This window comes from Phytopseudomonas daroniae (genome assembly GCF_004327275.1).
GTDB classification, from domain to species: domain Bacteria; phylum Pseudomonadota; class Gammaproteobacteria; order Pseudomonadales; family Pseudomonadaceae; genus Aquipseudomonas; species Aquipseudomonas daroniae.
This window is the reverse complement of record NZ_QJUJ01000017.1, coordinates 24,770-43,827: the sequence shown is the minus strand read 5'-3', so window position 1 is coordinate 43,827 and position 19,058 is coordinate 24,770. Positions and strand designations below refer to the sequence as shown.

At 58.9% G+C, this 19,058-nt stretch carries 28 protein-coding genes; 3 read left to right on the top strand and 25 right to left on the bottom strand.

Translation table 11 applies throughout. From position 1 onward, the window contains the following. Nucleotides 1-225 (top strand): hypothetical protein (locus DNK10_RS26340; protein WP_208738870.1); only part of this gene is annotated, 225 nt, incomplete at its 5' end. A 120-nt stretch (nucleotides 226-345) separates the two neighbouring features. Beyond that, nucleotides 346-693, top strand: coding sequence for a VanZ family protein (locus tag DNK10_RS25270; RefSeq protein ID WP_131193419.1), 348 nt, complete (start codon nucleotides 346-348; stop codon nucleotides 691-693). A gap of 67 nt (nucleotides 694-760) precedes the next feature. Here the strand turns inward: DNK10_RS25270 and DNK10_RS25265 are convergent, their stop codons facing one another. Next, a complete protein-coding gene (locus tag DNK10_RS25265; protein WP_131182230.1) occupies nucleotides 761-1,255 on the bottom strand; it encodes a single-stranded DNA-binding protein in 495 nt (164 codons plus the stop codon). Between the two features lie 15 nt (nucleotides 1,256-1,270). After that, nucleotides 1,271-2,659: an MFS transporter gene (locus tag DNK10_RS25260; protein ID WP_131182231.1), complete on the bottom strand. Its 1,389-nt coding sequence runs from the start codon at nucleotides 2,657-2,659 to the stop codon at nucleotides 1,271-1,273. A gap of 132 nt (nucleotides 2,660-2,791) precedes the next feature. On the opposite strand from DNK10_RS25260, the gene uvrA reads away from it, so the two are divergent. Beyond that, a complete protein-coding gene (gene uvrA / locus DNK10_RS25255) occupies nucleotides 2,792-5,650 on the top strand; it encodes an excinuclease ABC subunit UvrA (RefSeq protein ID WP_131193418.1) in 2,859 nt (952 codons plus the stop codon). A gap of 68 nt (nucleotides 5,651-5,718) precedes the next feature. Here the strand turns inward: uvrA and bfr are convergent, their stop codons facing one another. The 23 genes from bfr to rpsC form a co-directional block, all read right to left on the bottom strand. Next, complete coding sequence (gene bfr / locus DNK10_RS25250) at nucleotides 5,719-6,183, bottom strand: bacterioferritin (RefSeq protein WP_131182233.1); 465 nt, start codon at nucleotides 6,181-6,183, stop codon at nucleotides 5,719-5,721. Nucleotides 6,184-6,328: 145 nt separating this feature from the next. After that, a complete protein-coding gene (gene katG, locus DNK10_RS25245; RefSeq protein ID WP_131193417.1) occupies nucleotides 6,329-8,620 on the bottom strand; it encodes a catalase/peroxidase HPI in 2,292 nt (763 codons plus the stop codon). A gap of 173 nt (nucleotides 8,621-8,793) precedes the next feature. Further along, complete coding sequence (gene rplQ, locus DNK10_RS25240; RefSeq protein ID WP_042552930.1) at nucleotides 8,794-9,180, bottom strand: 50S ribosomal protein L17; 387 nt, start codon at nucleotides 9,178-9,180, stop codon at nucleotides 8,794-8,796. Between the two features lie 43 nt (nucleotides 9,181-9,223). Next, nucleotides 9,224-10,225 carry a DNA-directed RNA polymerase subunit alpha gene (locus DNK10_RS25235; RefSeq protein ID WP_131182235.1) on the bottom strand — a complete coding sequence of 334 codons (1,002 nt, stop codon included), beginning with the start codon at nucleotides 10,223-10,225 and terminating at the stop codon, nucleotides 9,224-9,226. A gap of 22 nt (nucleotides 10,226-10,247) precedes the next feature. Beyond that, entirely contained in the window at nucleotides 10,248-10,868 is a 621-nt protein-coding gene (rpsD, locus tag DNK10_RS25230) for a 30S ribosomal protein S4 (protein ID WP_070882618.1), read from the bottom strand. A 17-nt stretch (nucleotides 10,869-10,885) separates the two neighbouring features. Next, nucleotides 10,886-11,275 carry a 30S ribosomal protein S11 gene (gene rpsK, locus DNK10_RS25225; RefSeq protein WP_013789773.1) on the bottom strand — a complete coding sequence of 130 codons (390 nt, stop codon included), beginning with the start codon at nucleotides 11,273-11,275 and terminating at the stop codon, nucleotides 10,886-10,888. Nucleotides 11,276-11,305: 30 nt separating this feature from the next. Then, nucleotides 11,306-11,662: a 30S ribosomal protein S13 gene (rpsM, locus tag DNK10_RS25220; RefSeq protein ID WP_131182237.1), complete on the bottom strand. Its 357-nt coding sequence runs from the start codon at nucleotides 11,660-11,662 to the stop codon at nucleotides 11,306-11,308. Nucleotides 11,663-11,793: 131 nt separating this feature from the next. After that, nucleotides 11,794-11,910, bottom strand: a complete 117-nt coding sequence (rpmJ, locus tag DNK10_RS25215) for a 50S ribosomal protein L36 (RefSeq protein WP_002555468.1) — start codon at nucleotides 11,908-11,910, stop codon at nucleotides 11,794-11,796. Nucleotides 11,911-11,938: 28 nt separating this feature from the next. Next, nucleotides 11,939-13,267, bottom strand: coding sequence for a preprotein translocase subunit SecY (gene secY, locus DNK10_RS25210; protein ID WP_013789771.1), 1,329 nt, complete (start codon nucleotides 13,265-13,267; stop codon nucleotides 11,939-11,941). Continuing rightward, complete coding sequence (gene rplO, locus DNK10_RS25205; protein WP_013789770.1) at nucleotides 13,268-13,702, bottom strand: 50S ribosomal protein L15; 435 nt, start codon at nucleotides 13,700-13,702, stop codon at nucleotides 13,268-13,270. Between the two features lie 3 nt (nucleotides 13,703-13,705). Further along, nucleotides 13,706-13,885, bottom strand: a complete 180-nt coding sequence (gene rpmD, locus DNK10_RS25200; protein WP_013789769.1) for a 50S ribosomal protein L30 — start codon at nucleotides 13,883-13,885, stop codon at nucleotides 13,706-13,708. A 2-nt stretch (nucleotides 13,886-13,887) separates the two neighbouring features. Beyond that, nucleotides 13,888-14,388 carry a 30S ribosomal protein S5 gene (rpsE, locus tag DNK10_RS25195; protein WP_013789768.1) on the bottom strand — a complete coding sequence of 167 codons (501 nt, stop codon included), beginning with the start codon at nucleotides 14,386-14,388 and terminating at the stop codon, nucleotides 13,888-13,890. A gap of 3 nt (nucleotides 14,389-14,391) precedes the next feature. After that, nucleotides 14,392-14,742, bottom strand: coding sequence for a 50S ribosomal protein L18 (gene rplR / locus DNK10_RS25190; RefSeq protein WP_003293038.1), 351 nt, complete (start codon nucleotides 14,740-14,742; stop codon nucleotides 14,392-14,394). An 11-nt stretch (nucleotides 14,743-14,753) separates the two neighbouring features. Continuing rightward, the gene (gene rplF / locus DNK10_RS25185) at nucleotides 14,754-15,287 is read right to left on the bottom strand and encodes a 50S ribosomal protein L6 (RefSeq protein ID WP_042552935.1); all 534 of its coding nucleotides are present in this window, start codon (nucleotides 15,285-15,287) and stop codon (nucleotides 14,754-14,756) included. A 12-nt stretch (nucleotides 15,288-15,299) separates the two neighbouring features. Further along, nucleotides 15,300-15,692, bottom strand: coding sequence for a 30S ribosomal protein S8 (gene rpsH / locus DNK10_RS25180; RefSeq protein ID WP_013789766.1), 393 nt, complete (start codon nucleotides 15,690-15,692; stop codon nucleotides 15,300-15,302). Nucleotides 15,693-15,876: 184 nt separating this feature from the next. Beyond that, entirely contained in the window at nucleotides 15,877-16,182 is a 306-nt protein-coding gene (rpsN, locus tag DNK10_RS25175) for a 30S ribosomal protein S14 (RefSeq protein ID WP_042552936.1), read from the bottom strand. Between the two features lie 13 nt (nucleotides 16,183-16,195). Beyond that, nucleotides 16,196-16,735, bottom strand: a complete 540-nt coding sequence (gene rplE / locus DNK10_RS25170) for a 50S ribosomal protein L5 (RefSeq protein WP_131182238.1) — start codon at nucleotides 16,733-16,735, stop codon at nucleotides 16,196-16,198. A gap of 19 nt (nucleotides 16,736-16,754) precedes the next feature. After that, nucleotides 16,755-17,069: a 50S ribosomal protein L24 gene (gene rplX / locus DNK10_RS25165; RefSeq protein WP_042552938.1), complete on the bottom strand. Its 315-nt coding sequence runs from the start codon at nucleotides 17,067-17,069 to the stop codon at nucleotides 16,755-16,757. 11 nt (nucleotides 17,070-17,080) lie between these two features. Further along, on the bottom strand, nucleotides 17,081-17,449 hold the full coding sequence (gene rplN, locus DNK10_RS25160) for a 50S ribosomal protein L14 (RefSeq protein WP_002555479.1): 369 nt from the start codon (nucleotides 17,447-17,449) through the stop codon (nucleotides 17,081-17,083). Between the two features lie 23 nt (nucleotides 17,450-17,472). After that, nucleotides 17,473-17,739, bottom strand: a complete 267-nt coding sequence (gene rpsQ, locus DNK10_RS25155) for a 30S ribosomal protein S17 (protein ID WP_131182239.1) — start codon at nucleotides 17,737-17,739, stop codon at nucleotides 17,473-17,475. Nucleotides 17,740-17,741: 2 nt separating this feature from the next. Then, nucleotides 17,742-17,933 (bottom strand): 50S ribosomal protein L29, encoded by a 192-nt coding sequence (gene rpmC, locus DNK10_RS25150; RefSeq protein WP_002555481.1) that lies wholly within the window; start codon nucleotides 17,931-17,933, stop codon nucleotides 17,742-17,744. Continuing rightward, on the bottom strand, nucleotides 17,933-18,346 hold the full coding sequence (gene rplP / locus DNK10_RS25145; protein WP_042552939.1) for a 50S ribosomal protein L16: 414 nt from the start codon (nucleotides 18,344-18,346) through the stop codon (nucleotides 17,933-17,935). Before rplP ends, rpmC begins: the two co-directional genes overlap by 1 nt. Before the next feature lie 12 nt (nucleotides 18,347-18,358). Then, nucleotides 18,359-19,045: a 30S ribosomal protein S3 gene (rpsC, locus tag DNK10_RS25140; RefSeq protein ID WP_131182240.1), complete on the bottom strand. Its 687-nt coding sequence runs from the start codon at nucleotides 19,043-19,045 to the stop codon at nucleotides 18,359-18,361. Between the last annotated feature and the right edge of the window lie 13 nt (nucleotides 19,046-19,058).

The following is a 19,058-nucleotide window of genomic DNA, read 5'->3' as shown; positions in this document are numbered from 1 at the left end:
ATCTTCTTCGGCTCCCAGGCGAATCAACGCCTTACCCAGCGTACTGCCACCACCCAGCAACAACAGGCGCATGCGCATAACGAAACTAGAGGCTCCACAATCAGGTTTGAGCTCGCACCGCGCGATGGCGCGCCAGCCGCTATATTCTCGGCAGATCCCGGACGGTTAAGCCCTGTGGCCTGCATTTTGCTGTTTTTACCCCGCGGCGTCACCAACCACGCATAACCTTGACGCGCTCCGGCGGCACGAGGACACCTGAGCAGCCAACCTGCATCGCGGGCAACCCGCGCCGAATGCTGTGGTCATAGTGCCGAGCGAATCGACAAAGAAGAAAGGACGGAAAATTTGAGAAAGCTGATGTTCCTGGCCTGCTGCGCGGTGCTCGCCTACGGCCTGTTCCGCCCGGAGCCACCACCGGATCTGTTCGAGGAATCGGACAAATTCCTCCACCTGCTGGCCTTCGCCGGCTTTTCGCTGGTCAGCCGTATCGCCTTCCCCGCCGTACCAGGTTGGCTGCTGTGGAGCCTGCTGTATATCCAGGCACCGCTATTGGAATGGTTGCAGCACTACTTTCAACCGAGCCGCGAATTCAGCCACTTGGACATTCTCGCCAACCTGTTCGGCATCAGTATCGCTCTGGTGCTGTGGATCTGCCAGGGCCTGCTGCGTAAACGCTTTTTCAGTCCGGCCTGATTTGCCACCTGGATGCTGAATGACAAAGGCCCCGCATTGCGGGGCCTTTTGCTGTCACGTCTGACGATCAGAAGGGGATATCGTCATCGAAGCTGTCGTAGTCCTGAGCCGGCTGCGGCTTCTGCTGCTGCGGAGCGGACTGACGCGGAGCCTGTTGCTGCGGCTCACGCTGTGGCGCTGGACGCTGCTGGCGCGGCTCGCCACCACCGGCATTGTCCGGACGGCCACCGAGCAGCTGCATGGTGCCCTGCATGTCGACGATGATTTCGGTGGTATAGCGCTTGACGCCATCCTTTTCCCACTCGCGGGTCTGCAGCTTGCCTTCGATGTAAACCTGGGAACCTTTGCGCAGATACTCACCGGCGATTTCCGCGACCTTGCCGAACAACGACACACGGTGCCACTCGGTCTTTTCGACCTTCTGCCCGGTCTGCTTGTCCGTCCACTGCTCGCTGGTAGCCAGACTCAGGTTGGTCACGGCGTTGCCGCTGGGCAGATAGCGCGTTTCCGGATCCTGTCCGCAGGTACCGACCAGAATGACTTTGTTAACCCCACGGGCCATAACGCTCTCCTACTTTCAGCACGTCACCGGCGCCGCTTCGATCAAGCGCTGCAGCGACGTGCGATCCAATTGTTGGGTATCCACTTTGACATAGATGGCGGCCTCTTCGGCCACCACCACGGCATCCGCCACTCCGGGCACTGCCTGAATACGCTCGGCCAGTCCTGCTTCCTGCAATGCCGTGCTCGAAAGCGACAAACGCAGGCTGGTGACATACGGCGGTTCGCGCATAGTAACAGCAAAGGCCAACCAAAAAACCGTCAGCAATGCACAGCCGCCGAACACACCGGCCAGGCCATGGTGCTGGTACAGCCAGCCACCGAGAATGCCGCCCAGGGCCGAGCCGAGGAACTGGCTGGTCGAATACACGCCCATGGCCGTGCCCTTGCCACCCGCTGGCGCCACCTTGCTGACCAGCGATGGCAATGAGGCCTCGAGCAGATTGAAGGCGGTGAAGAACACGATGATGCCGAATACCAGGTTGCTCAGGTCGTGGCCGAATGCCCAGAAGTACAGCTCACAGCCAAGCAGCACCACCACCGCGCCGATCAGCACACGGCGCATCTGGCGTTTCTTCTCGCCATAGATGATGAACGGCACCATGGCGAAGAAACCCGCCAGCAGTGCGGTGAGATAAACCCACCAGTGCTGCTCCTTGGGCAGCCCGCCCTGCTCCACCAGCGCCAGGGGCAAGGCAATGAAGCTGGCCATCAGGATGGCATGCAGGGCGAAGATGGCGAAGTCCAGGCGCAGCAGATCCGGGTGACGCAGGGTCGGCCACAGCGCCTGTCTGGCAACCCCGGACTCACGGTGCTGCAACGGCCCCGCGCTGGACGGCACCATACCGGCAACGATGACGATGCCCAGCAGGGCCATGGCCGCCGTCGCCAGGAACAGACCGGACAGGCCGAAAGCGCGGGTCAGCAGCGGACCGACCACCATGGCCACGGCGAAGGACAAGCCGATACTCATGCCAATCATGGCCATGGCCTTGGTACGGTGCTGTTCGCGGGTCAGGTCGGAGAGCAGCGCCATCACCGCCGCGGAAATCGCCCCGGCGCCCTGCAGCACGCGACCGGCGATCACCCCCCAGATGGAATCGGCATTGGCCGCCAGCAAGCTGCCGGCAGCGAACACCACGAGACCGAAATAGATCACCGGACGCCGGCCGATACGATCGGACAGCACGCCAAAGGGAATCTGCAGAAAGGCCTGGGTCAGACCGTAGGCACCAATGGCCAGCCCGATCAGTGCCGGGGTTGAACCCGCGAGTTCCTGCCCATAAGTAGCCAATACCGGCAATACCATGAACATGCCCAGCATGCGAAAAGCGAACACCAGTGCCAGCCCACCGGCTGCCCGAGTCTCCGCGCCACTCATGCGTTCGCTGTGCGAATCGCGCATCGTCGATAACCTGTTGAAACAAGCCGGCGATTCTACCAGTCGAAACACCACTGGCACAGCAGCGGCGCTTTGCCGCAGGGCTGTCGCCCCCCGTATACTCGGCGGTTTATCCGCCCGCCACGCGAGGCTGTTTTGGACAAGATTCTGATCCGGGGTGCCCGCACCCATAATCTCAAGAACATCGACCTGACCCTACCGCGCGACAAGCTGATCGTGATTACCGGCCTGTCTGGCTCGGGCAAGTCGTCCCTGGCCTTCGACACCCTGTACGCCGAGGGTCAGCGCCGCTACGTCGAATCGCTGTCGGCCTACGCCCGGCAGTTCTTGTCGATGATGGAAAAACCCGACGTCGACACCATCGAGGGTTTGTCACCGGCTATCTCCATCGAGCAGAAATCCACGTCGCACAACCCCCGCTCGACGGTCGGCACCATCACCGAGATCTACGACTACCTGCGCCTGCTCTATGCCCGCGCCGGTACGCCGCGCTGCCCGGATCACGACCTGCCGCTGGAGGCACAGACCGTCAGCCAGATGGTTGACCAGGTACTCGCCCTGCCTGAAGGCAGCAAGCTGATGCTGCTCGCTCCGGTGATTCGCGAGCGCAAAGGCGAGCACCTCGCGGTGTTCGATGAGTTGCGCGCTCAGGGTTTCGTACGGGTACGGGTCAACGGCAAGCTGTACGAGCTGGACGAACTGCCGAAACTCGACAAGCAGAAGAAGCACAGCATCGATGCTGTGGTCGACCGCTTCAAAGCCCGTGGCGACCTGCAACAGCGCCTGGCCGAATCCTTCGAGACTGCCCTCAAGCTGGCCGATGGCCTGGCGTTGATCGCCCCCATGGAAGGCGAGGAAGGTGAGGAGATCATCTTCTCCGCACGCTTCGCCTGTCCGGTCTGCGGTCACTCGATCAGCGAGCTTGAGCCCAAGCTGTTCTCCTTCAACAACCCGGCCGGCGCCTGCCCGACCTGCGACGGCCTAGGCGTGAAGCAGTTCTTCGACACCAAACGCCTGGTCAATGGTGAACTGACCCTGGCCGAAGGCGCGATACGCGGCTGGGACAGACGCAACGTCTACTACTTCCAGATGCTAGGCTCCCTGGCCTCGCATTACGGCTTCAGCCTGGACAAGCCCTTCGCCGAGCTGGACAGCGACCACCAGAAGGTCATTCTCGGTGGTAGCGGCTCACAGAACGTCGACTTCAAATACCTCAATGACCGCGGCGATATCGTCAAGCGTTCGCACCCGTTCGAAGGCATCGTGCCCAACCTCGAGCGCCGCTACCGCGAAACCGAGTCGGCCAGTGTCCGCGAAGAACTGGCCAAGTTCCTCAGCACCCAGCCGTGCCCCGACTGCCGCGGCACTCGCCTGCGTCGCGAGGCCCGTCACGTATGGGTCGGTGAGAAGACCCTGCCGGCAGTCACCGGCATGCCGATCGGTTCGGCCAGTGACTACTTCGGTGGCCTGACCCTGGAAGGCCGTCGTGGCGAGATCGCCAGCAAGATCCTCAAGGAAATTTGCGAGCGCCTGCAGTTCCTGGTCAATGTGGGCCTCGATTACCTGACCCTGGATCGCAGCGCCGACACCCTGTCCGGCGGCGAAGCGCAACGTATCCGTCTGGCCAGCCAGATCGGCGCTGGCCTGGTGGGCGTCATGTACATCCTCGACGAACCCTCCATCGGCCTGCACCAGCGCGACAACGAGCGCCTGCTCGGCACCCTGCGCCACCTGCGCGACATCGGCAACACGGTGATCGTGGTCGAGCACGACGAGGACGCCATCCGCATGGCCGACTACGTGGTCGATATCGGCCCGGGCGCCGGCGTGCATGGCGGCCAGATCGTCGCCGAAGGCACGGCGGCCGAAGTCATGGCTCACCCGGACTCGGTTACCGGCAAATACTTGTCCGGCCGATTGAAGATCAAGGTACCGGCCAAACGCACGCCACGTGACAAGAAGCTCTCGCTGAAGATCAAGGGCGCCCGTGGCAACAACCTGCAGAACGTCAACCTGGATATTCCCATCGGCCTGCTGACCTGCGTGACCGGCGTGTCCGGCTCGGGCAAGTCGACGCTGATCAACAACACCCTGTTCCCGCTCAGCGCCACCGCCCTGAACGGCGCCACCACACTGGAAGCCGCCGTCCACGACAGCATCGACGGCCTGCAGCACCTGGACAAGGTGGTGGATATCGACCAGAGCCCGATCGGTCGTACACCGCGCTCCAACCCGGCAACCTACACCGGTTTGTTCACGCCGATTCGTGAGCTGTTCGCTGGCGTACCCGAGTCTCGATCGCGGGGTTACGGCCCGGGCCGCTTCTCGTTCAACGTCAAGGGCGGTCGCTGCGAGGCGTGCCAGGGCGACGGTCTGATCAAGGTGGAGATGCACTTCCTGCCGGATATCTACGTGCCTTGCGACGTGTGCAAGAGCAAGCGTTACAACCGTGAGACCCTGGAGATCAAGTACAAGGGCAAGAACATCCACGAAGTGCTGGAGATGACCATCGAGGACGCCCGCGGTTTCTTCGACGCCGTGCCGGCCCTGGCGCGCAAGCTGCAGACGTTGATGGACGTGGGGCTTTCGTATATCAAGCTCGGGCAGTCGGCGACCACCCTTTCCGGGGGCGAGGCGCAGCGGGTCAAGCTGTCACGCGAGCTGTCCAAGCGTGACACCGGCAAGACCCTGTACATACTCGACGAACCGACCACCGGCCTGCACTTCGCCGATATCCAGCAATTGCTCGACGTGCTGCACCGCCTGCGCGACCACGGCAACACCGTGGTGGTGATCGAGCACAACCTGGACGTGATCAAGACCGCCGACTGGCTGGTGGATCTGGGCCCCGAAGGCGGCTCCAAGGGCGGCCAGATCATCGCCGTCGGCACACCCGAGGAGGTCGCCGAGATGGCGCAATCGCACACCGGGCATTTCCTCAAGCCGTTGCTGGAAAGAGACAGCGACAAGCCGCAAGCTCCAAGCGGCAAGTAGAAGAAAAAGCAAAAGCCAGAGCGGATCACCTCCGCTCTGGCTTTTTCTTGTGGCTTGAAGCTTGCCGCTTACATCTGGCCCTGCAGGTATTTCTCCAGGCCCAGCTTGCCGATCAGTTGCAGCTGAATTTCCAGCCAGTAGGCGTGATCTTCCTCGGTATCCTTGAGCTGCAGCAGCAGGATATCGCGGCTCTGGTAATCCTGATGACGCTCGCACAGCTCGATGCCTTTGCTGAGCGCCGCACGCACCTGATACTCCAGCGCCAGATCCAGCTTGAGTGCGTCAGGCACGGTTTGGCCGAAGGTGAAGGCGTCGGGCACCATATCCGGCACGCCTTCGAGGAAGATGATCCGTTTGAGCAAAGCGTCAGCGTGCTGCGTCTCTTCTTCCATCTCGTGATTGATGCGCTCGTAGAGCTTGCTGAAGCCCCAATCCTCATAGAGTCGCGAATGAATGAAGTACTGGTCGCGCGCGGCCAGTTCGCCCTTCAACAGGGTTTTGAGGTAGTCGATGACTTCGATGTGGCCCTTCATGCCTGGGAATCCTTGCTGCACCCGATGGAATGGACGAATGCTCCGCCCGACATCCGTTTCGGTCAAGTAAAAAGCACAACGCCTCCATTAAGGAGGCGCTGGCTGCATCGACTCGACAGACCGGGCGCAAGCGCCCGGCCAGCAGTCAGGCGAGATCGAAGCGGTCGAGGTTCATCACCTTGGTCCAGGCCGCCACGAAGTCCTCGATGAACCGAGCGTCGGCGCTGGCATAGACCTCGGCCTGGGCGCGCAGGATGGCGTTGGAACCGAACACCAGATCGACACGGGTGCCGATCCACTTGAGCTCACCGCTCTTGCGGTCACGCCCTTCGTACAGGTTGTCGTCGCCCGGCACTGCCTTCCACGCCGTGCCCATGTCGAGCAGGTTGACGAAGAAGTCGTTGCTCAGCGCTCCCGGCCTGTCGGTGAACACTCCATGACCAGCCTGGCCCACGTTGATATTGATCGCACGCAGGCCACCGATCAGCACCGTCAGCTCCGGCGCGGTCAAGGTCAGCAACTGCGCCTTGTCGATCAGCAACGCCTCGGCCGGCACGCTGTAGCGGCCCTTGAGGTAATTGCGGAAGCCGTCGGCGATCGGCTCGAGCACAGCGAAGGAGTCGACATCGGTCTGCTCCTGCGAGGCATCGGCCCGACCAGGCGAGAACGGTACGCTTACCGCGTGGCCGGCATTCCTGGCGGCCTGCTCGATGCCGGCATTACCGGCCAGCACGATCAGATCGGCCAAGGTTACCTGCTTGCCGCCGATGGCGGTGCGGTTGAACTCGCCACGGATACCCTCGAGCACCGCCAGAACCCTGGCCAATTGCTCGGGCTGGTTGGCGGCCCAGTCCTTCTGCGGCGCCAGGCGCAGACGTGCGCCGTTGGCCCCGCCGCGCTTGTCGGATCCACGGAAGGTGGAAGCCGAAGCCCAGGCCGTGCCAACCAACTCGGATACCGACAGACCGGAGGCCAGCACCCGAGCCTTGAGCGCGGCGACATCCGCCTCGTCGATCAAGGGATGGTGGATGGCCGGCAGCGGGTCTTGCCAGAGCAGGTCTTCCTTCGGTACTTCCGGCCCCAGGTAGCGCGACTTCGGACCGAGGTCGCGGTGGGTCAGCTTGAACCAGGCGCGGGCGAATGCCTCGGCGAATGCCTGCGGGTTATCCAGGAAACGCCGCGAGATCTTCTCGTAGGCGGGGTCGAAACGCAGCGACAGGTCGGTGGTCAACATCGTCGGCAAACGCTTCTTCGACGGGTCGTGCGCATCGGGAATGATGGCCTCGGCGCCCTTGGCTACCCACTGGTGCGCACCCGCCGGGCTCTTGGTCAGTTCCCACTCGAACTTGAACAGGTTCTCGAAGAAGTTGTTGCTCCACTGCGCAGGTGTGGTCGTCCAGGTCACTTCCAGACCGCTGGTGATCGCATCGCCGGCCTTGCCGCTGCCGAATGAGCTGCTCCAGCCCAGGCCCTGTTCCTCGAGACCAGCGGCCTCGGGCTCGGCGCCGACGTTGTCCGCCGGCCCGGCGCCATGGGTCTTGCCGAAGGTATGGCCGCCGGCGATCAGCGCGACGGTCTCCTCGTCGTTCATGGCCATGCGGGCGAAAGTCTCGCGGATGTCATGGGCCGCCGCGAGCGGATCGGGGTTGCCCTCAGGGCCTTCGGGGTTGACGTAGATCAGCCCCATCTGCACGGCAGCGAGCGGGTTTTCCAGGTTGCGACCCTGGTTGTCGGTGCGATCCTGCTCCTGGCCATGCAGTTCTTCGTCGGCCACGATCACGCCCGTATCGTCATCACTGCCGGCCGCCCCCTTGCCATAGCGCGTATCGCCACCCAGCCAGGTTTTCTCGGTGCCCCAGTAGACGTCCTGATCCGGTTCCCAGGTGTCCTCGCGTCCGCCAGCGAAGCCGAAAGTCCGGAAGCCCATGGTCTCCAGAGCGACGTTGCCGGTGAGCACCAGTAGATCGGCCCAGGAAATCTTCTGGCCATACTTCTGCTTGATCGGCCACAGCAGGCGGCGCGACTTGTCGATATTGACGTTGTCCGGCCAGCTGTTGAGCGGCGCGAAACGCTGCTGCCCACGCCCGGCGCCGCCGCGACCATCGCCGGTACGGTAGGTGCCTGCAGCGTGCCAGGACATGCGGATGAATTGCGGGCCATAGTGGCCGAAGTCGGCCGGCCACCAGTCCTGCGAATCGGTCATCAAGGCACGCAGATCCTTTTTCAGCGCCTCGTAATCCAGCGACTGAAAGGCTTCGGCATAGCTGAAAGTCTCGCCCAACGGGTTGGACTTGGAGGAATGCTGGTGCAACAGGTCGACGCGCAGTTGGTTCGGCCACCAGTCTCGGTTGCTCGTCCCGCCGCCAGCAGTATGCTTCGGCGTCGCCTCAGAGGCGCCCCCCGAGAAAGGGCATTTGCCTTCGGTCTTCTCGCTCATTTTCTATCTCCTTAACCAGGCCTGATCATTCCCGACTAAGCGGGATTGGCTTTGAGTATTGATGAGATACGGAGAACGGACAAATAAATAAGAACTTACATACCGATAGATTTTTACTAAATAAAAGGCATAAAAAAACCGGGCGTGAGCCCGGTTCTTCTTGCAACGATGCCTTACTCGGCAGCTTCTACTGCGCCACCGACCGGACGGTCGACCAGCTCAACATAAGCCATCGGGGCATTGTCGCCAGCGCGGAAGCCGCACTTGAGGATACGCAGGTAACCGCCCTGACGGGTGGCGTAGCGCTTGCCCAGATCGTTGAACAGTTTGCCAACGATAGCTTTCGAACGAGTACGGTCGAAAGCCAGACGACGGTTGGCAACGCTGTCTTCTTTAGCCAGGGTGATCAGCGGCTCGGCAACGCGGCGCAGTTCCTTGGCTTTCGGCAGAGTAGTTTTGATCAGCTCATGCTCGAACAGCGATACCGCCATGTTTTGAAACATGGCCTTGCGGTGAGCGCTGGTGCGGCTGAGGTGACGGCCACTTTTACGATGACGCATGGTTCAATTCCTTACCAAACTTCACGTTCGGTGATGATGACGATCAGGCAGTCGCCTTATCGTCTTTCTTCAGACTTGCCGGCGGCCAGTTGTCGAGGCGCATACCGAGGGACAGACCACGGGAAGCCAGAACGTCCTTGATTTCAGTCAGGGACTTCTTGCCCAGGTTCGGCGTTTTCAACAGCTCTACTTCGGTGCGCTGAATCAGGTCACCGATGTAGTAGATGTTTTCTGCCTTGAGGCAGTTGGCCGAACGAACGGTCAGTTCCAGATCATCAACCGGACGGAGCAGGATCGGATCGATCTCGTCTTCCTGTTCGATTACAACAGGCTCGCTGTCACCTTTGAGGTCGACGAATGCAGCCAACTGCTGTTGCAGGATGGTTGCAGCACGACGGATAGCCTCTTCAGGATCCAGGGTACCGTTGGTTTCGAGGTCGATAACCAGCTTGTCCAGGTTGGTACGCTGCTCAACACGAGCGTTTTCCACCACGTACGACACGCGACGCACCGGGCTGAAGGAAGAATCGAGCTGCAAGCGACCAATGCTGCGGCTCTCGTCTTCATCACTCTGGCGCGAATCAGCTGGCTCATAGCCGCGACCACGAGCTACTACGAGCTTCATGTTCAGCGCGCCATTGGAGGCCAGGTTGGCGATAACGTGGTCGCCGTTGACGATTTCAACATCATGATCCAGCTGAATATCGGCAGCGGTTACGACGCCAGAGCCCTTCTTCGCCAGAGTCAGTGTAACTTCGTCTCGACCGTGCAGCTTGATTGCCAGACCTTTAAGGTTGAGCAGGATTTCAATTACGTCTTCCTGAATACCTTCGATGGCGCTGTACTCATGGAGTACACCATCAATCTCGGCCTCGACTACTGCACAGCCAGGCATGGAGGACAACAGGATGCGACGCAGCGCGTTGCCCAGGGTATGGCCGAAACCACGCTCGAGAGGCTCGAGAGTGATCTTGGCGCGGGTCGGACTGACCACCTGCACATCGATATGGCGGGGGGTCAGGAACTCATTTACCGAAATCTGCATGGATGCACCTATTTTCTAGCCCTTACTTGGAGTAGAGCTCGACAATCAGGCTTTCGTTGATGTCAGCGGAGAGATCACCACGAGCCGGGACGCTTTTGAACACGCCAGACTTTTTCTCGGTGTCTACATCTACCCACTCAACACGGCCACGCTGAGCACACAGCTCAAGAGCCTGAACGATGCGCAGCTGATTCTTCGACTTCTCGCGTACTGCAACCACGTCGCCAGCTTTAACCTGGTAGGACGGTACGTTTACAGTTTTGCCGTTTACGCTGATCGCTTTGTGCGAAACCAGCTGACGGGATTCAGCGCGGGTAGCGCCGTAGCCCATACGGTAAACAACGTTATCCAGACGGCATTCGAGCAGTTGCAGCAGGTTCTCACCAGTAGCGCCTTTCTTGCCGGCAGCTTCTTTGTAGTAACCGCTGAATTGACGCTCGAGCACGCCGTAGATACGACGAACTTTTTGCTTCTCACGCAGCTGGGTGCCGTAGTCGGACTGACGGCCACGGCGCTGGCCGTGAATACCTGGGGCTGCTTCGAGGTTGCACTTCGATTCCAGAGCGCGAACACCGCTTTTCAGGAAAAGATCAGTGCCTTCACGACGAGACAGTTTGCATTTGGGACCAATGTAACGAGCCATTTCTCACTGTCTCCTGATTACACGCGACGCTTCTTCGAAGGACGGCACCCGTTATGCGGGATAGGCGTCACATCGGTGATGCTGGCGATCTTGTAACCGCAACCGTTAAGAGCACGGACTGCGGACTCACGACCCGGACCTGGGCCCTTGACGTTCACGTCGAGGTTCTTCAGGCCGTATTCCAGCGCAGCTTGACCAGCACGCTCAGCAGCCACCTGGGCAGCGAACGGGGTGGACTTGCGAGAACCGCGGAAACCCGAACCACCGGAGGTTGCCCAGGACAGGGCGTTACCTTGACGGTCGGTGATGGTCACGATGGTGTTGTTGAAAGAAGCGTGGATGTGGGCGATGCCATCAACCACCGTCTTCTTGACTTTCTTACGAGTACGAGCAGCAGGTTTTGCCATGACTAAATTCCTGTCGATTCGCGAACGCGATTACTTGCGGATCGGCTTACGCGGGCCCTTACGGGTGCGCGCGTTGGTCTTGGTACGCTGACCGCGAACCGGGAGGCCGCGACGATGACGCAGACCGCGGTAGCAGCCCAGATCCATCAAGCGCTTGATTTTCATGTTCACTTCACGGCGCAGATCACCTTCGGTATTCACCTTGGCGACTTCACCACGCAGCTGCTCGATCTGCTCGTCAGAGAGATCCTTGATCTTTGCTGCCGGGTTTACACCGGTAGCTGCACAGATTTTCTGTGCGGTGGTGCGACCGACACCAAAGATGTAGGTCAGCGAGATAACAGCGTGCTTGTTATCCGGAATGTTAACGCCTGCAATACGGGCCATTCAGTGGAACTCCAATTGACAGCTACCTACGCCCCGGAAGCCAAGAAATGGGGCGCGAGATATTATCGCTGTAGAAACAAATAATCAACCCGGCAGCGCACTAGCTGCCGGGCTTATAGCTTCGATCACACTCAGCCTTGGCGCTGTTTGTGACGCGGTTCCGCGCTGCAAATCACTCGCACAACACCTTCACGGCGAATAATTTTGCAGTTACGGCACAGCTTTTTCACCGATGCACGAACTTTCATCACCAACTCCTCGAACCTTATGGACACTTCAGCGGAGCATGCCGCTGCCGTAGCCCTTCAGGTTGGCTTTCTTCATCAGGGATTCGTACTGGTGCGAAACGAGGTGCGATTGTACTTGGGACATGAAGTCCATCACAACCACTACCACGATCAGCAACGAGGTCCCGCCAAGGTAGAACGGTACGTTGGCCGCCACCACCAGGAACTGGGGCAACAAGCATACGGCCGTCATGTACAGAGCACCGAACATGGTCAAGCGAGTCAGAACGCCATCGATATAGCGCGCGGACTGCTCACCGGGACGGATACCCGGAATAAAGGCACCGGACTTCTTCAGGTTTTCCGCTACGTCTTTCGGGTTGAACATCAAGGCTGTGTAGAAGAAGCAGAAGAAAATGATCCCTGCACTAAACAGCAAAATGTTCAACGGCTGACCAGGAGCGATAGCCTGTGAAATATCCTGCAGCCAGCCCATACCTTCGGACTGACCAAACCAGGCACCCAGCGAGGCCGGGAACAACAGAAGGCTGCTGGCGAAAATGGCCGGGATTACTCCCGCCATGTTCACCTTCAACGGCAGGTGGCTGGTCTGCGCCGCGAAGACCTTACGGCCCTGCTGACGCTTGGCGTAGTGCACCGCAATGCGACGCTGACCACGCTCAATGAACACCACGAAACCGATAATCGCTACTGCCAGCAAACCGATGGCGATGAGAGCGAAGATATTGATATCGCCCTGCCGAGCAGACTCGAAAGACTGCCCGATCGCCGACGGCAGACCGGCTACGATGCCCGCAAAAATCAGCATCGAAATACCGTTGCCAACACCGCGCTCGGTGATCTGCTCGCCTAACCACATCATGAACATCGCACCCGCCACGAAGGTGGTGACTGCAACGAAGTGGAAGCCGAAATCGACCGAGAACGCTACGCCCTGACTCGCCAGACCAACGGACATGCCGATAGCCTGGACGAAAGCCAGAACCAAGGTGCCGTAGCGGGTGTATTGACTGATCTTGCGACGACCAGCCTCACCTTCCTTCTTCAACTGCTCCAGCTGCGGGCTGACGGCGGTCATCAGCTGCATGATGATCGATGCCGAGATGTACGGCATGATCCCCAGTGCAAAGATGCTCATCCGCTCCAGCGCGCCGCCGGAAAACATGTTGAACAAGCTAAGAATGGTCCCCTCATTCTGTCGGAACAGATCAGCTAGACGATCCGGGTTTATGCCTGGAACTGGGATATGCGCACCGATTCGATAGACGATGATCGCCATGAACAGAAAGCGCAGACGAGCCCAGAGCTCGGACAACCCGCCACCAGCCAGCGCAGAGAGAGCACCTTGCTTAGCCATTTATTCCTCGAACTTACCGCCAGCTGCTTCGATAGCCGCGCGCGCACCTTTGGTGGCGGCGATACCTTTAAGGGTGACCGCACGAGTAATCTCACCGGACAGCATGACTTTCACACGCTGTACGTTTTGATTAATCAGGTTGGCATCCTTCAGCGCTTGCAGAGTAACTACGTCGCCTTCGATCTTGTTCAGCTCGGAAGTACGCACTTCTGCGCGATCCATAGCTTTCAGAGACACGAAACCGAACTTGGGAAGACGACGGTGCAGAGGCTGCTGGCCGCCTTCGAAACCCGGAGCAATGGTGCCACCGGAGCGGGAGGTCTGACCTTTGTGGCCGCGGCCACCGGTCTTGCCCAAACCACTACCGATACCACGGCCCGGACGGTGCTTCTCGCGGCGGGAACCCGGCGCTGGACTCAAATCGTTCAGGTACATGGATCAACCCTCCACACGGAGAAGGTAATAAGCCTTGTTGATCATGCCGCGGTTTTCCGGAGTATCCAGAACTTCGACGGTATGATTGATGCGACGCAGGCCGAGGCCCTTGACACAGGCTTTGTGATTGGCCAGACGGCCATTGGTGCTCTTGATCAGAGTCACTTTGACGGTGTTAGCCATGGTTAGAGAATCTCCTCGACACTCTTGCCACGCTTGGCTGCAACCGAATCCGGAGACTGCATAGCCTTCAGACCTTTGAAAGTGGCATGAACCACGTTCACTGGGTTGGTAGAGCCGTAGCACTTGGCCAGAACGTTCTGAACACCAGCGACTTCAAGGACGGCACGCATGGCGCCACCAGCGATGATGCCGGTACCTTCGGAAGCAGGCTGCATGTACACCTTGGAAGCGCCATGGGCGGACTTCATTGCGTACTGCAGAGTGGTGCCGTTCAGATCAACTTGGATCATGTTGCGACGAGCAGCTTCCATAGCCTTCTGGATGGCAGCCGGCACTTCACGAGACTTGCCACGGCCAAAACCTACACGGCCCTTGCCATCACCCACCACGGTCAACGCGGTGAAGGTGAAGATACGGCCGCCTTTAACGGTCTTGGCAACGCGGTTCACTTGAACCAGCTTCTCGATATAGCCTTCGTCGCGCTTTTGGTCGTTATTTGCCATAACTTAGAACTCCAGCCCGCCTTCACGAGCAGCATCAGCCAGCGCCTTGACGCGGCCGTGGTACTTGAAGCCAGAACGGTCGAATGCAACCTGAGTCACACCAGCGGCTTTCGCACGCTCGGCAACCAGCTCACCAACTTTCTTGGCCGCGTCGACGTTGCCGGTGGCGCCGTCACGCAGTGCTTTGTCCAAGGTAGAGGCGCTGGCCAGAACCTTGCTGCCGTCGGCCGAGATGACCTGGGCATAGATATGCTGCGAAGAGCGATACACGCAGAGACGCACGGCTTCGAGCTCGTGCATTTTCAGGCGTGCTTTGCGAGCGCGACGCAGACGAGTAACTTTTTTGTCGGTCATTTCCTAGCCCCTTACTTCTTCTTGGCTTCTTTACGGCGGACGACTTCGTCAGCGTAACGAACACCTTTGCCCTTGTAAGGTTCAGGACGGCGGAAGTCACGAATCTCCGCGGCAACCTGACCAACCAGCTGCTTGTCGACACCCTTGATGAGGATCTCGGTCTGGTTCGGGGTTTCGGCCACAACGCCTTCCGGCAGTTGATAGTCGATAGGGTGAGAGAAGCCCAACGCCAGATTGAGAACCTGGCCCTTGGCCTGTGCCTTGTAACCAACACCGACCAGCTGGAGCTTGCGCTCGAAGCCTTGGCTTACGCCGATGACCATGTTGTTAACCAGTGCACGGGTAGTACCGGCCATCGCACGAGTCTGCTGGTCGCCATTGCGAGCAGCGAAACGCAGCTCACCGGATTCCTGCAGAACTTCAACGGACGAGTGAACGTTCAGTTCCAGAGTGCCCTTGGCACCCTTCACCGAAAGCTGCTGACCGGCGAGTTTGATCTCTACACCAGCAGGCAGCTTGACGGGGTTCTTAGCAACGCGAGACATGCTTATCCCCCCTTAGAACACAGTGCAAAGCACTTCGCCGCCGACACCGGCAGCGCGCGCAGCGCGGTCCGTCATCACACCTTTGTTGGTGGAGACGATGGAAACACCGAGACCGCCGCGAACTTTCGGCAGATCATCGACGGATTTGTACTGGCGAAGGCCGGGACGGCTGACGCGCTTGACTTCTTCGATAACCGGACGGCCTTCGAAGTATTTCAGCTCGATGGACAGCTGCGGCTTTGCTTCGCCGCTGATCTGATAACCCGCAATATAACCTTCGTCTTTCAGAACTTTGGCTACAGCCACCTTCAGGGTAGAAGAAGGCATGCTTACGACGGACTTTTCAGCCATCTGGGCATTACGGATACGAGTTAGCATGTCCGCTAACGGGTCCTGCATACTCATGGGCTAGACGCTCCTGATACAAAAAGAATTAGCCTTTCGGCTAAGAATCACCAGAGCTCACGAAAATCCGGGCTCAGGCGAGCCGGGCATTCTAGAGACTGATCAAAAATGAATCAAGCCCCAAAAGGGGCTTGATTCATTTTGCTTGTCCGCCGGAGCTAACTCCGGCGTTTACCGCAGCGGCTTACCAGCTGGCTTTAACCAGACCTGGTACGTCGCCACGCATGGCTGCTTCACGCAGCTTGATGCGCGACAGACCGAACTTGCGGAAGACACCGTGCGGGCGGCCGGTGATACGGCAGCGGTTGCGCAGGCGCGAGGCGCTGGCATCACGGGGTTGCTTCTGCAGGGCGACCTGGGCTTCCCAACGCGCTTCCGGAGAGGTTTCCGGATTGACGATGGTAGCTTTCAGCTCGGCACGCTTTTTGGCGTACTTGGCAACCGTGCGCTGACGCTTCAGCTCGCGGTTTTTCATGCTCGTCTTGGCCATGTTCCTACTCCAATCAGTTGCGGAACGGGAATTTGAAAGCACGCAGCAGAGCGCGGCCTTCGTCATCCGTACGGGCAGTAGTGGTCAGAGTGATGTCCAGACCACGCAGTGCATCGATCTTGTCGTAATCGATTTCCGGGAAGATGATCTGCTCTTTCACGCCCATGCTGTAGTTGCCACGACCATCGAAGGACTTGGCATTCAGGCCGCGGAAGTCACGCACGCGCGGCAGGGAGATGGACAGCAGACGATCCAGGAACTCGTACATACGCTCGCGACGCAGAGTGACCTTGACGCCGATCGGCCAGCCCTCACGAACCTTGAAACCTGCGATCGATTTACGAGCATAAGTCACAATGACTTTCTGACCGGTAATCTTCTCGAGGTCGGCAACTGCGTTTTCGATGATTTTCTTGTCACCGATCGCTTCGCCCAGGCCCATGTTCAGGGTGATCTTGGTGATGCGTGGAACTTCCATCACGTTACCCAGCTTCAGTTCTTCCTTCAGCTTGGGCGCGATTTCCTTCCGGTAAATCTCTTTCAGTCGTGCCATGGTGTTTTACCTATGATTCTCAAGCGCCAACCGGCTTCTGGGTGGACTTGAAGACACGAATTTTCTTGCCGTCTTCAACCTTGAAACCAACGCGGTCAGCCTTGTTGGTTTCGCCATTGAAAATGGCAACGTTGGAAGCGTGCAGAGGCGCTTCTTTCTCGACGATACCGCCTTGAACGCCCGACATCGGGTTCGGCTTGGTATGACGCTTCACCAGGTTGATGCCACCGACGACCAGACGGTCGTCAGCGAGAACCTTGAGCACCTTACCGCGCTTACCTTTGTCTTTGCCGGCGATCACGATGATCTCGTCGTCACGACGAATCTTTTGCATGTCGGATCTCCTTAAAGCACTTCAGGGGCGAGCGAGACGATCTTCATGAACTTCTCAGTACGAAGTTCACGGGTCACTGGCCCGAAGATACGGGTACCGATCGGCTCTTGCTTGTTGTTCAGCAGAACAGCAGCGTTGCCGTCGAAGCGGATGATCGAACCGTCGGCACGGCGAACGCCGTGACGGGTGCGAACGACCACTGCGGTCATGACCTGACCTTTCTTCACTTTGCCGCGCGGAATTGCTTCCTTGACGGTGACCTTGATGATGTCGCCGATGCCAGCGTAGCGGCGATGCGAGCCACCCAGCACCTTGATGCACATGACGCGGCGTGCACCACTGTTGTCGGCCACATCGAGCATGGATTGAGTCTGAATCATATAATTTCTCCGACCCCTAGCCCTTAGACTTCCACTGCGCGTTCGAGAACTTCAACCAGCGCCCAAGACTTGGTCTTGGCCAGCGGACGAGTTTCGGTAATCGAAACCTTGTCGCCGATTTTGCATTGGTTGCTTTCGTCGTGCGCGTGCAGCTTGGTCGAACGCTTGACATATTTGCCGTAGATCGGGTGCTTGACACGACGCTCGATCAATACGGTGATGGTCTTGTCCATCTTGTCGCTGACGACACGGCCGGTCAGCGTACGGACTGTTTTTTCGGCTTCAGCCATGATCACTTACCTGCCTGCTGGTTGAGCACAGTTTTCACACGAGCGATGTCGCGCTTAACTTGCGAGAGCAGGTGAGACTGCCCCAACTGGCCAGTTGCTTTCTGCATGCGCAGATTGAACTGGTCGCGCAGCAGGCCGAGCAGTTGCTCGTTCAGCTGCTGTGCTGATTTTTCACGAAGTTCATTCGCTTTCATCACATCACCGTCCGCTTAACAAAAGTGGTGGCGAGCGGCAGCTTTGCAGCAGCCAGGGCGAAAGCCTCACGCGCCAACTCTTCGGAAACGCCTTCGATCTCGTACAGGACTTTGCCTGGCTGGATCTGGGCTACCCAATATTCAACGCTACCCTTCCCTTTACCCATCCGCACTTCGAGAGGCTTCTTGGTAACAGGCTTGTCAGGGAACACGCGAATCCAGATTTTCCCGCCACGCTTAACGTGACGAGTCAGAGCACGACGAGCGGACTCGATCTGGCGGGCGGTGAGACGACCGCGGGCAACAGACTTCAGCGCGAATTCGCCGAAGCTGACTTTGCTACCGCGCTGAGCCAGACCACGGTTGTGGCCGGTCATCTGCTTGCGGAACTTCGTACGCTTTGGTTGCAACATTTGGCGTACCCCTTACTTAGCAGCTTTTTTACGAGGCGCAGGTGCTTGCGGCTTCAGTTCTTCATGGCGGCCACCAATGACCTCACCCTTGAAGATCCAAACCTTGACACCGATCACACCGTAGGTGGTGTGCGCTTCGTACGTGGCATAGTCGATATCGGCACGCAGGGTGTGCAACGGCACACGACCTTCGCGATACCATTCGGTACGTGCGATTTCCGCACCGCCGAGACGACCGCTCACTTGGATTTTGATGCCCTTGGCACCAATACGCATGGCGTTCTGTACAGCGCGCTTCATGGCGCGACGGAACATCACACGACGCTCCAGCTGCTGAGCTACGCTCTGCGCAACCAGCATACCGTCGAGCTCCGGCTTGCGGATCTCTTCGATGTTGATGTGCACAGGCACACCCATTTGCTTGGTCAGGTCCTGACGCAGCTTCTCAACATCTTCACCTTTCTTCCCGATAACGATACCTGGACGAGCGGTGTGGATGGTGATGCGTGCGGTTTGAGCCGGACGAGCAATCTCGACACGGCTTACGGACGCGCTTTTTAGTTTGTCGAGGAGATACTCACGCACCTTCAGATCAGCGAACAGATAGTCCGCATAAGTCCGGCCGTCTGCATACCAGACGGAGGTGTGATCCTTGACGATTCCCAGGCGAATGCCAGTGGGATGTACTTTCTGACCCATCTGATCGACTCCG

Coding starts and splice junctions, on each gene's coding strand:
- rplO (WP_013789770.1), bottom strand. CDS start 13,702: ATGTACCTGAACGATTTGAGTCCAGCGCCGGGTTCCCGCCGCGAGAAG.
- DNK10_RS25260 (WP_131182231.1), bottom strand. CDS start 2,659: ATGCGCGATTCGCACAGCGAACGCATGAGTGGCGCGGAGACTCGGGCA.
- katG (WP_131193417.1), bottom strand. CDS start 8,620: ATGAGCGAGAAGACCGAAGGCAAATGCCCTTTCTCGGGGGGCGCCTCT.
- rplR (WP_003293038.1), bottom strand. CDS start 14,742: ATGACCGACAAAAAAGTTACTCGTCTGCGTCGCGCTCGCAAAGCACGC.
- rpsQ (WP_131182239.1), bottom strand. CDS start 17,739: ATGGCTGAAGCCGAAAAAACAGTCCGTACGCTGACCGGCCGTGTCGTC.
- rplN (WP_002555479.1), bottom strand. CDS start 17,449: ATGATTCAGACTCAATCCATGCTCGATGTGGCCGACAACAGTGGTGCA.
- rpsC (WP_131182240.1), bottom strand. CDS start 19,045: ATGGGTCAGAAAGTACATCCCACTGGCATTCGCCTGGGAATCGTCAAG.
- rplE (WP_131182238.1), bottom strand. CDS start 16,735: ATGGCACGACTGAAAGAGATTTACCGGAAGGAAATCGCGCCCAAGCTG.
- rpsM (WP_131182237.1), bottom strand. CDS start 11,662: ATGGCCCGTATTGCAGGCGTTAACATTCCGGATAACAAGCACGCTGTT.
- rplQ (WP_042552930.1), bottom strand. CDS start 9,180: ATGCGTCATCGTAAAAGTGGCCGTCACCTCAGCCGCACCAGCGCTCAC.
- rpsE (WP_013789768.1), bottom strand. CDS start 14,388: ATGGCAAATAACGACCAAAAGCGCGACGAAGGCTATATCGAGAAGCTG.
- rpsH (WP_013789766.1), bottom strand. CDS start 15,692: ATGAGTATGCAGGACCCGTTAGCGGACATGCTAACTCGTATCCGTAAT.
- rpsN (WP_042552936.1), bottom strand. CDS start 16,182: ATGGCCAAGACGAGCATGAAAAACCGCGAGCTGAAGCGTCAGCGCACG.
- bfr (WP_131182233.1), bottom strand. CDS start 6,183: ATGAAGGGCCACATCGAAGTCATCGACTACCTCAAAACCCTGTTGAAG.
- DNK10_RS25265 (WP_131182230.1), bottom strand. CDS start 1,255: ATGGCCCGTGGGGTTAACAAAGTCATTCTGGTCGGTACCTGCGGACAG.
- rplX (WP_042552938.1), bottom strand. CDS start 17,069: ATGCAAAAGATTCGTCGTGACGACGAGATCATCGTGATCGCCGGCAAA.
- rpmJ (WP_002555468.1), bottom strand. CDS start 11,910: ATGAAAGTTCGTGCATCGGTGAAAAAGCTGTGCCGTAACTGCAAAATT.
- rpsD (WP_070882618.1), bottom strand. CDS start 10,868: ATGGCTCGTTACATTGGTCCCAAATGCAAACTGTCTCGTCGTGAAGGC.
- rpsK (WP_013789773.1), bottom strand. CDS start 11,275: ATGGCAAAACCTGCTGCTCGTACTCGTAAGAAAGTCAAGAAGACGGTG.
- secY (WP_013789771.1), bottom strand. CDS start 13,267: ATGGCTAAGCAAGGTGCTCTCTCTGCGCTGGCTGGTGGCGGGTTGTCC.
- rpmD (WP_013789769.1), bottom strand. CDS start 13,885: ATGGCTAACACCGTCAAAGTGACTCTGATCAAGAGCACCAATGGCCGT.
- rpmC (WP_002555481.1), bottom strand. CDS start 17,933: ATGAAAGCGAATGAACTTCGTGAAAAATCAGCACAGCAGCTGAACGAG.
- rplP (WP_042552939.1), bottom strand. CDS start 18,346: ATGTTGCAACCAAAGCGTACGAAGTTCCGCAAGCAGATGACCGGCCAC.
- rplF (WP_042552935.1), bottom strand. CDS start 15,287: ATGTCTCGCGTTGCTAAGAACCCCGTCAAGCTGCCTGCTGGTGTAGAG.
- DNK10_RS25235 (WP_131182235.1), bottom strand. CDS start 10,225: ATGCAGATTTCGGTAAATGAGTTCCTGACCCCCCGCCATATCGATGTG.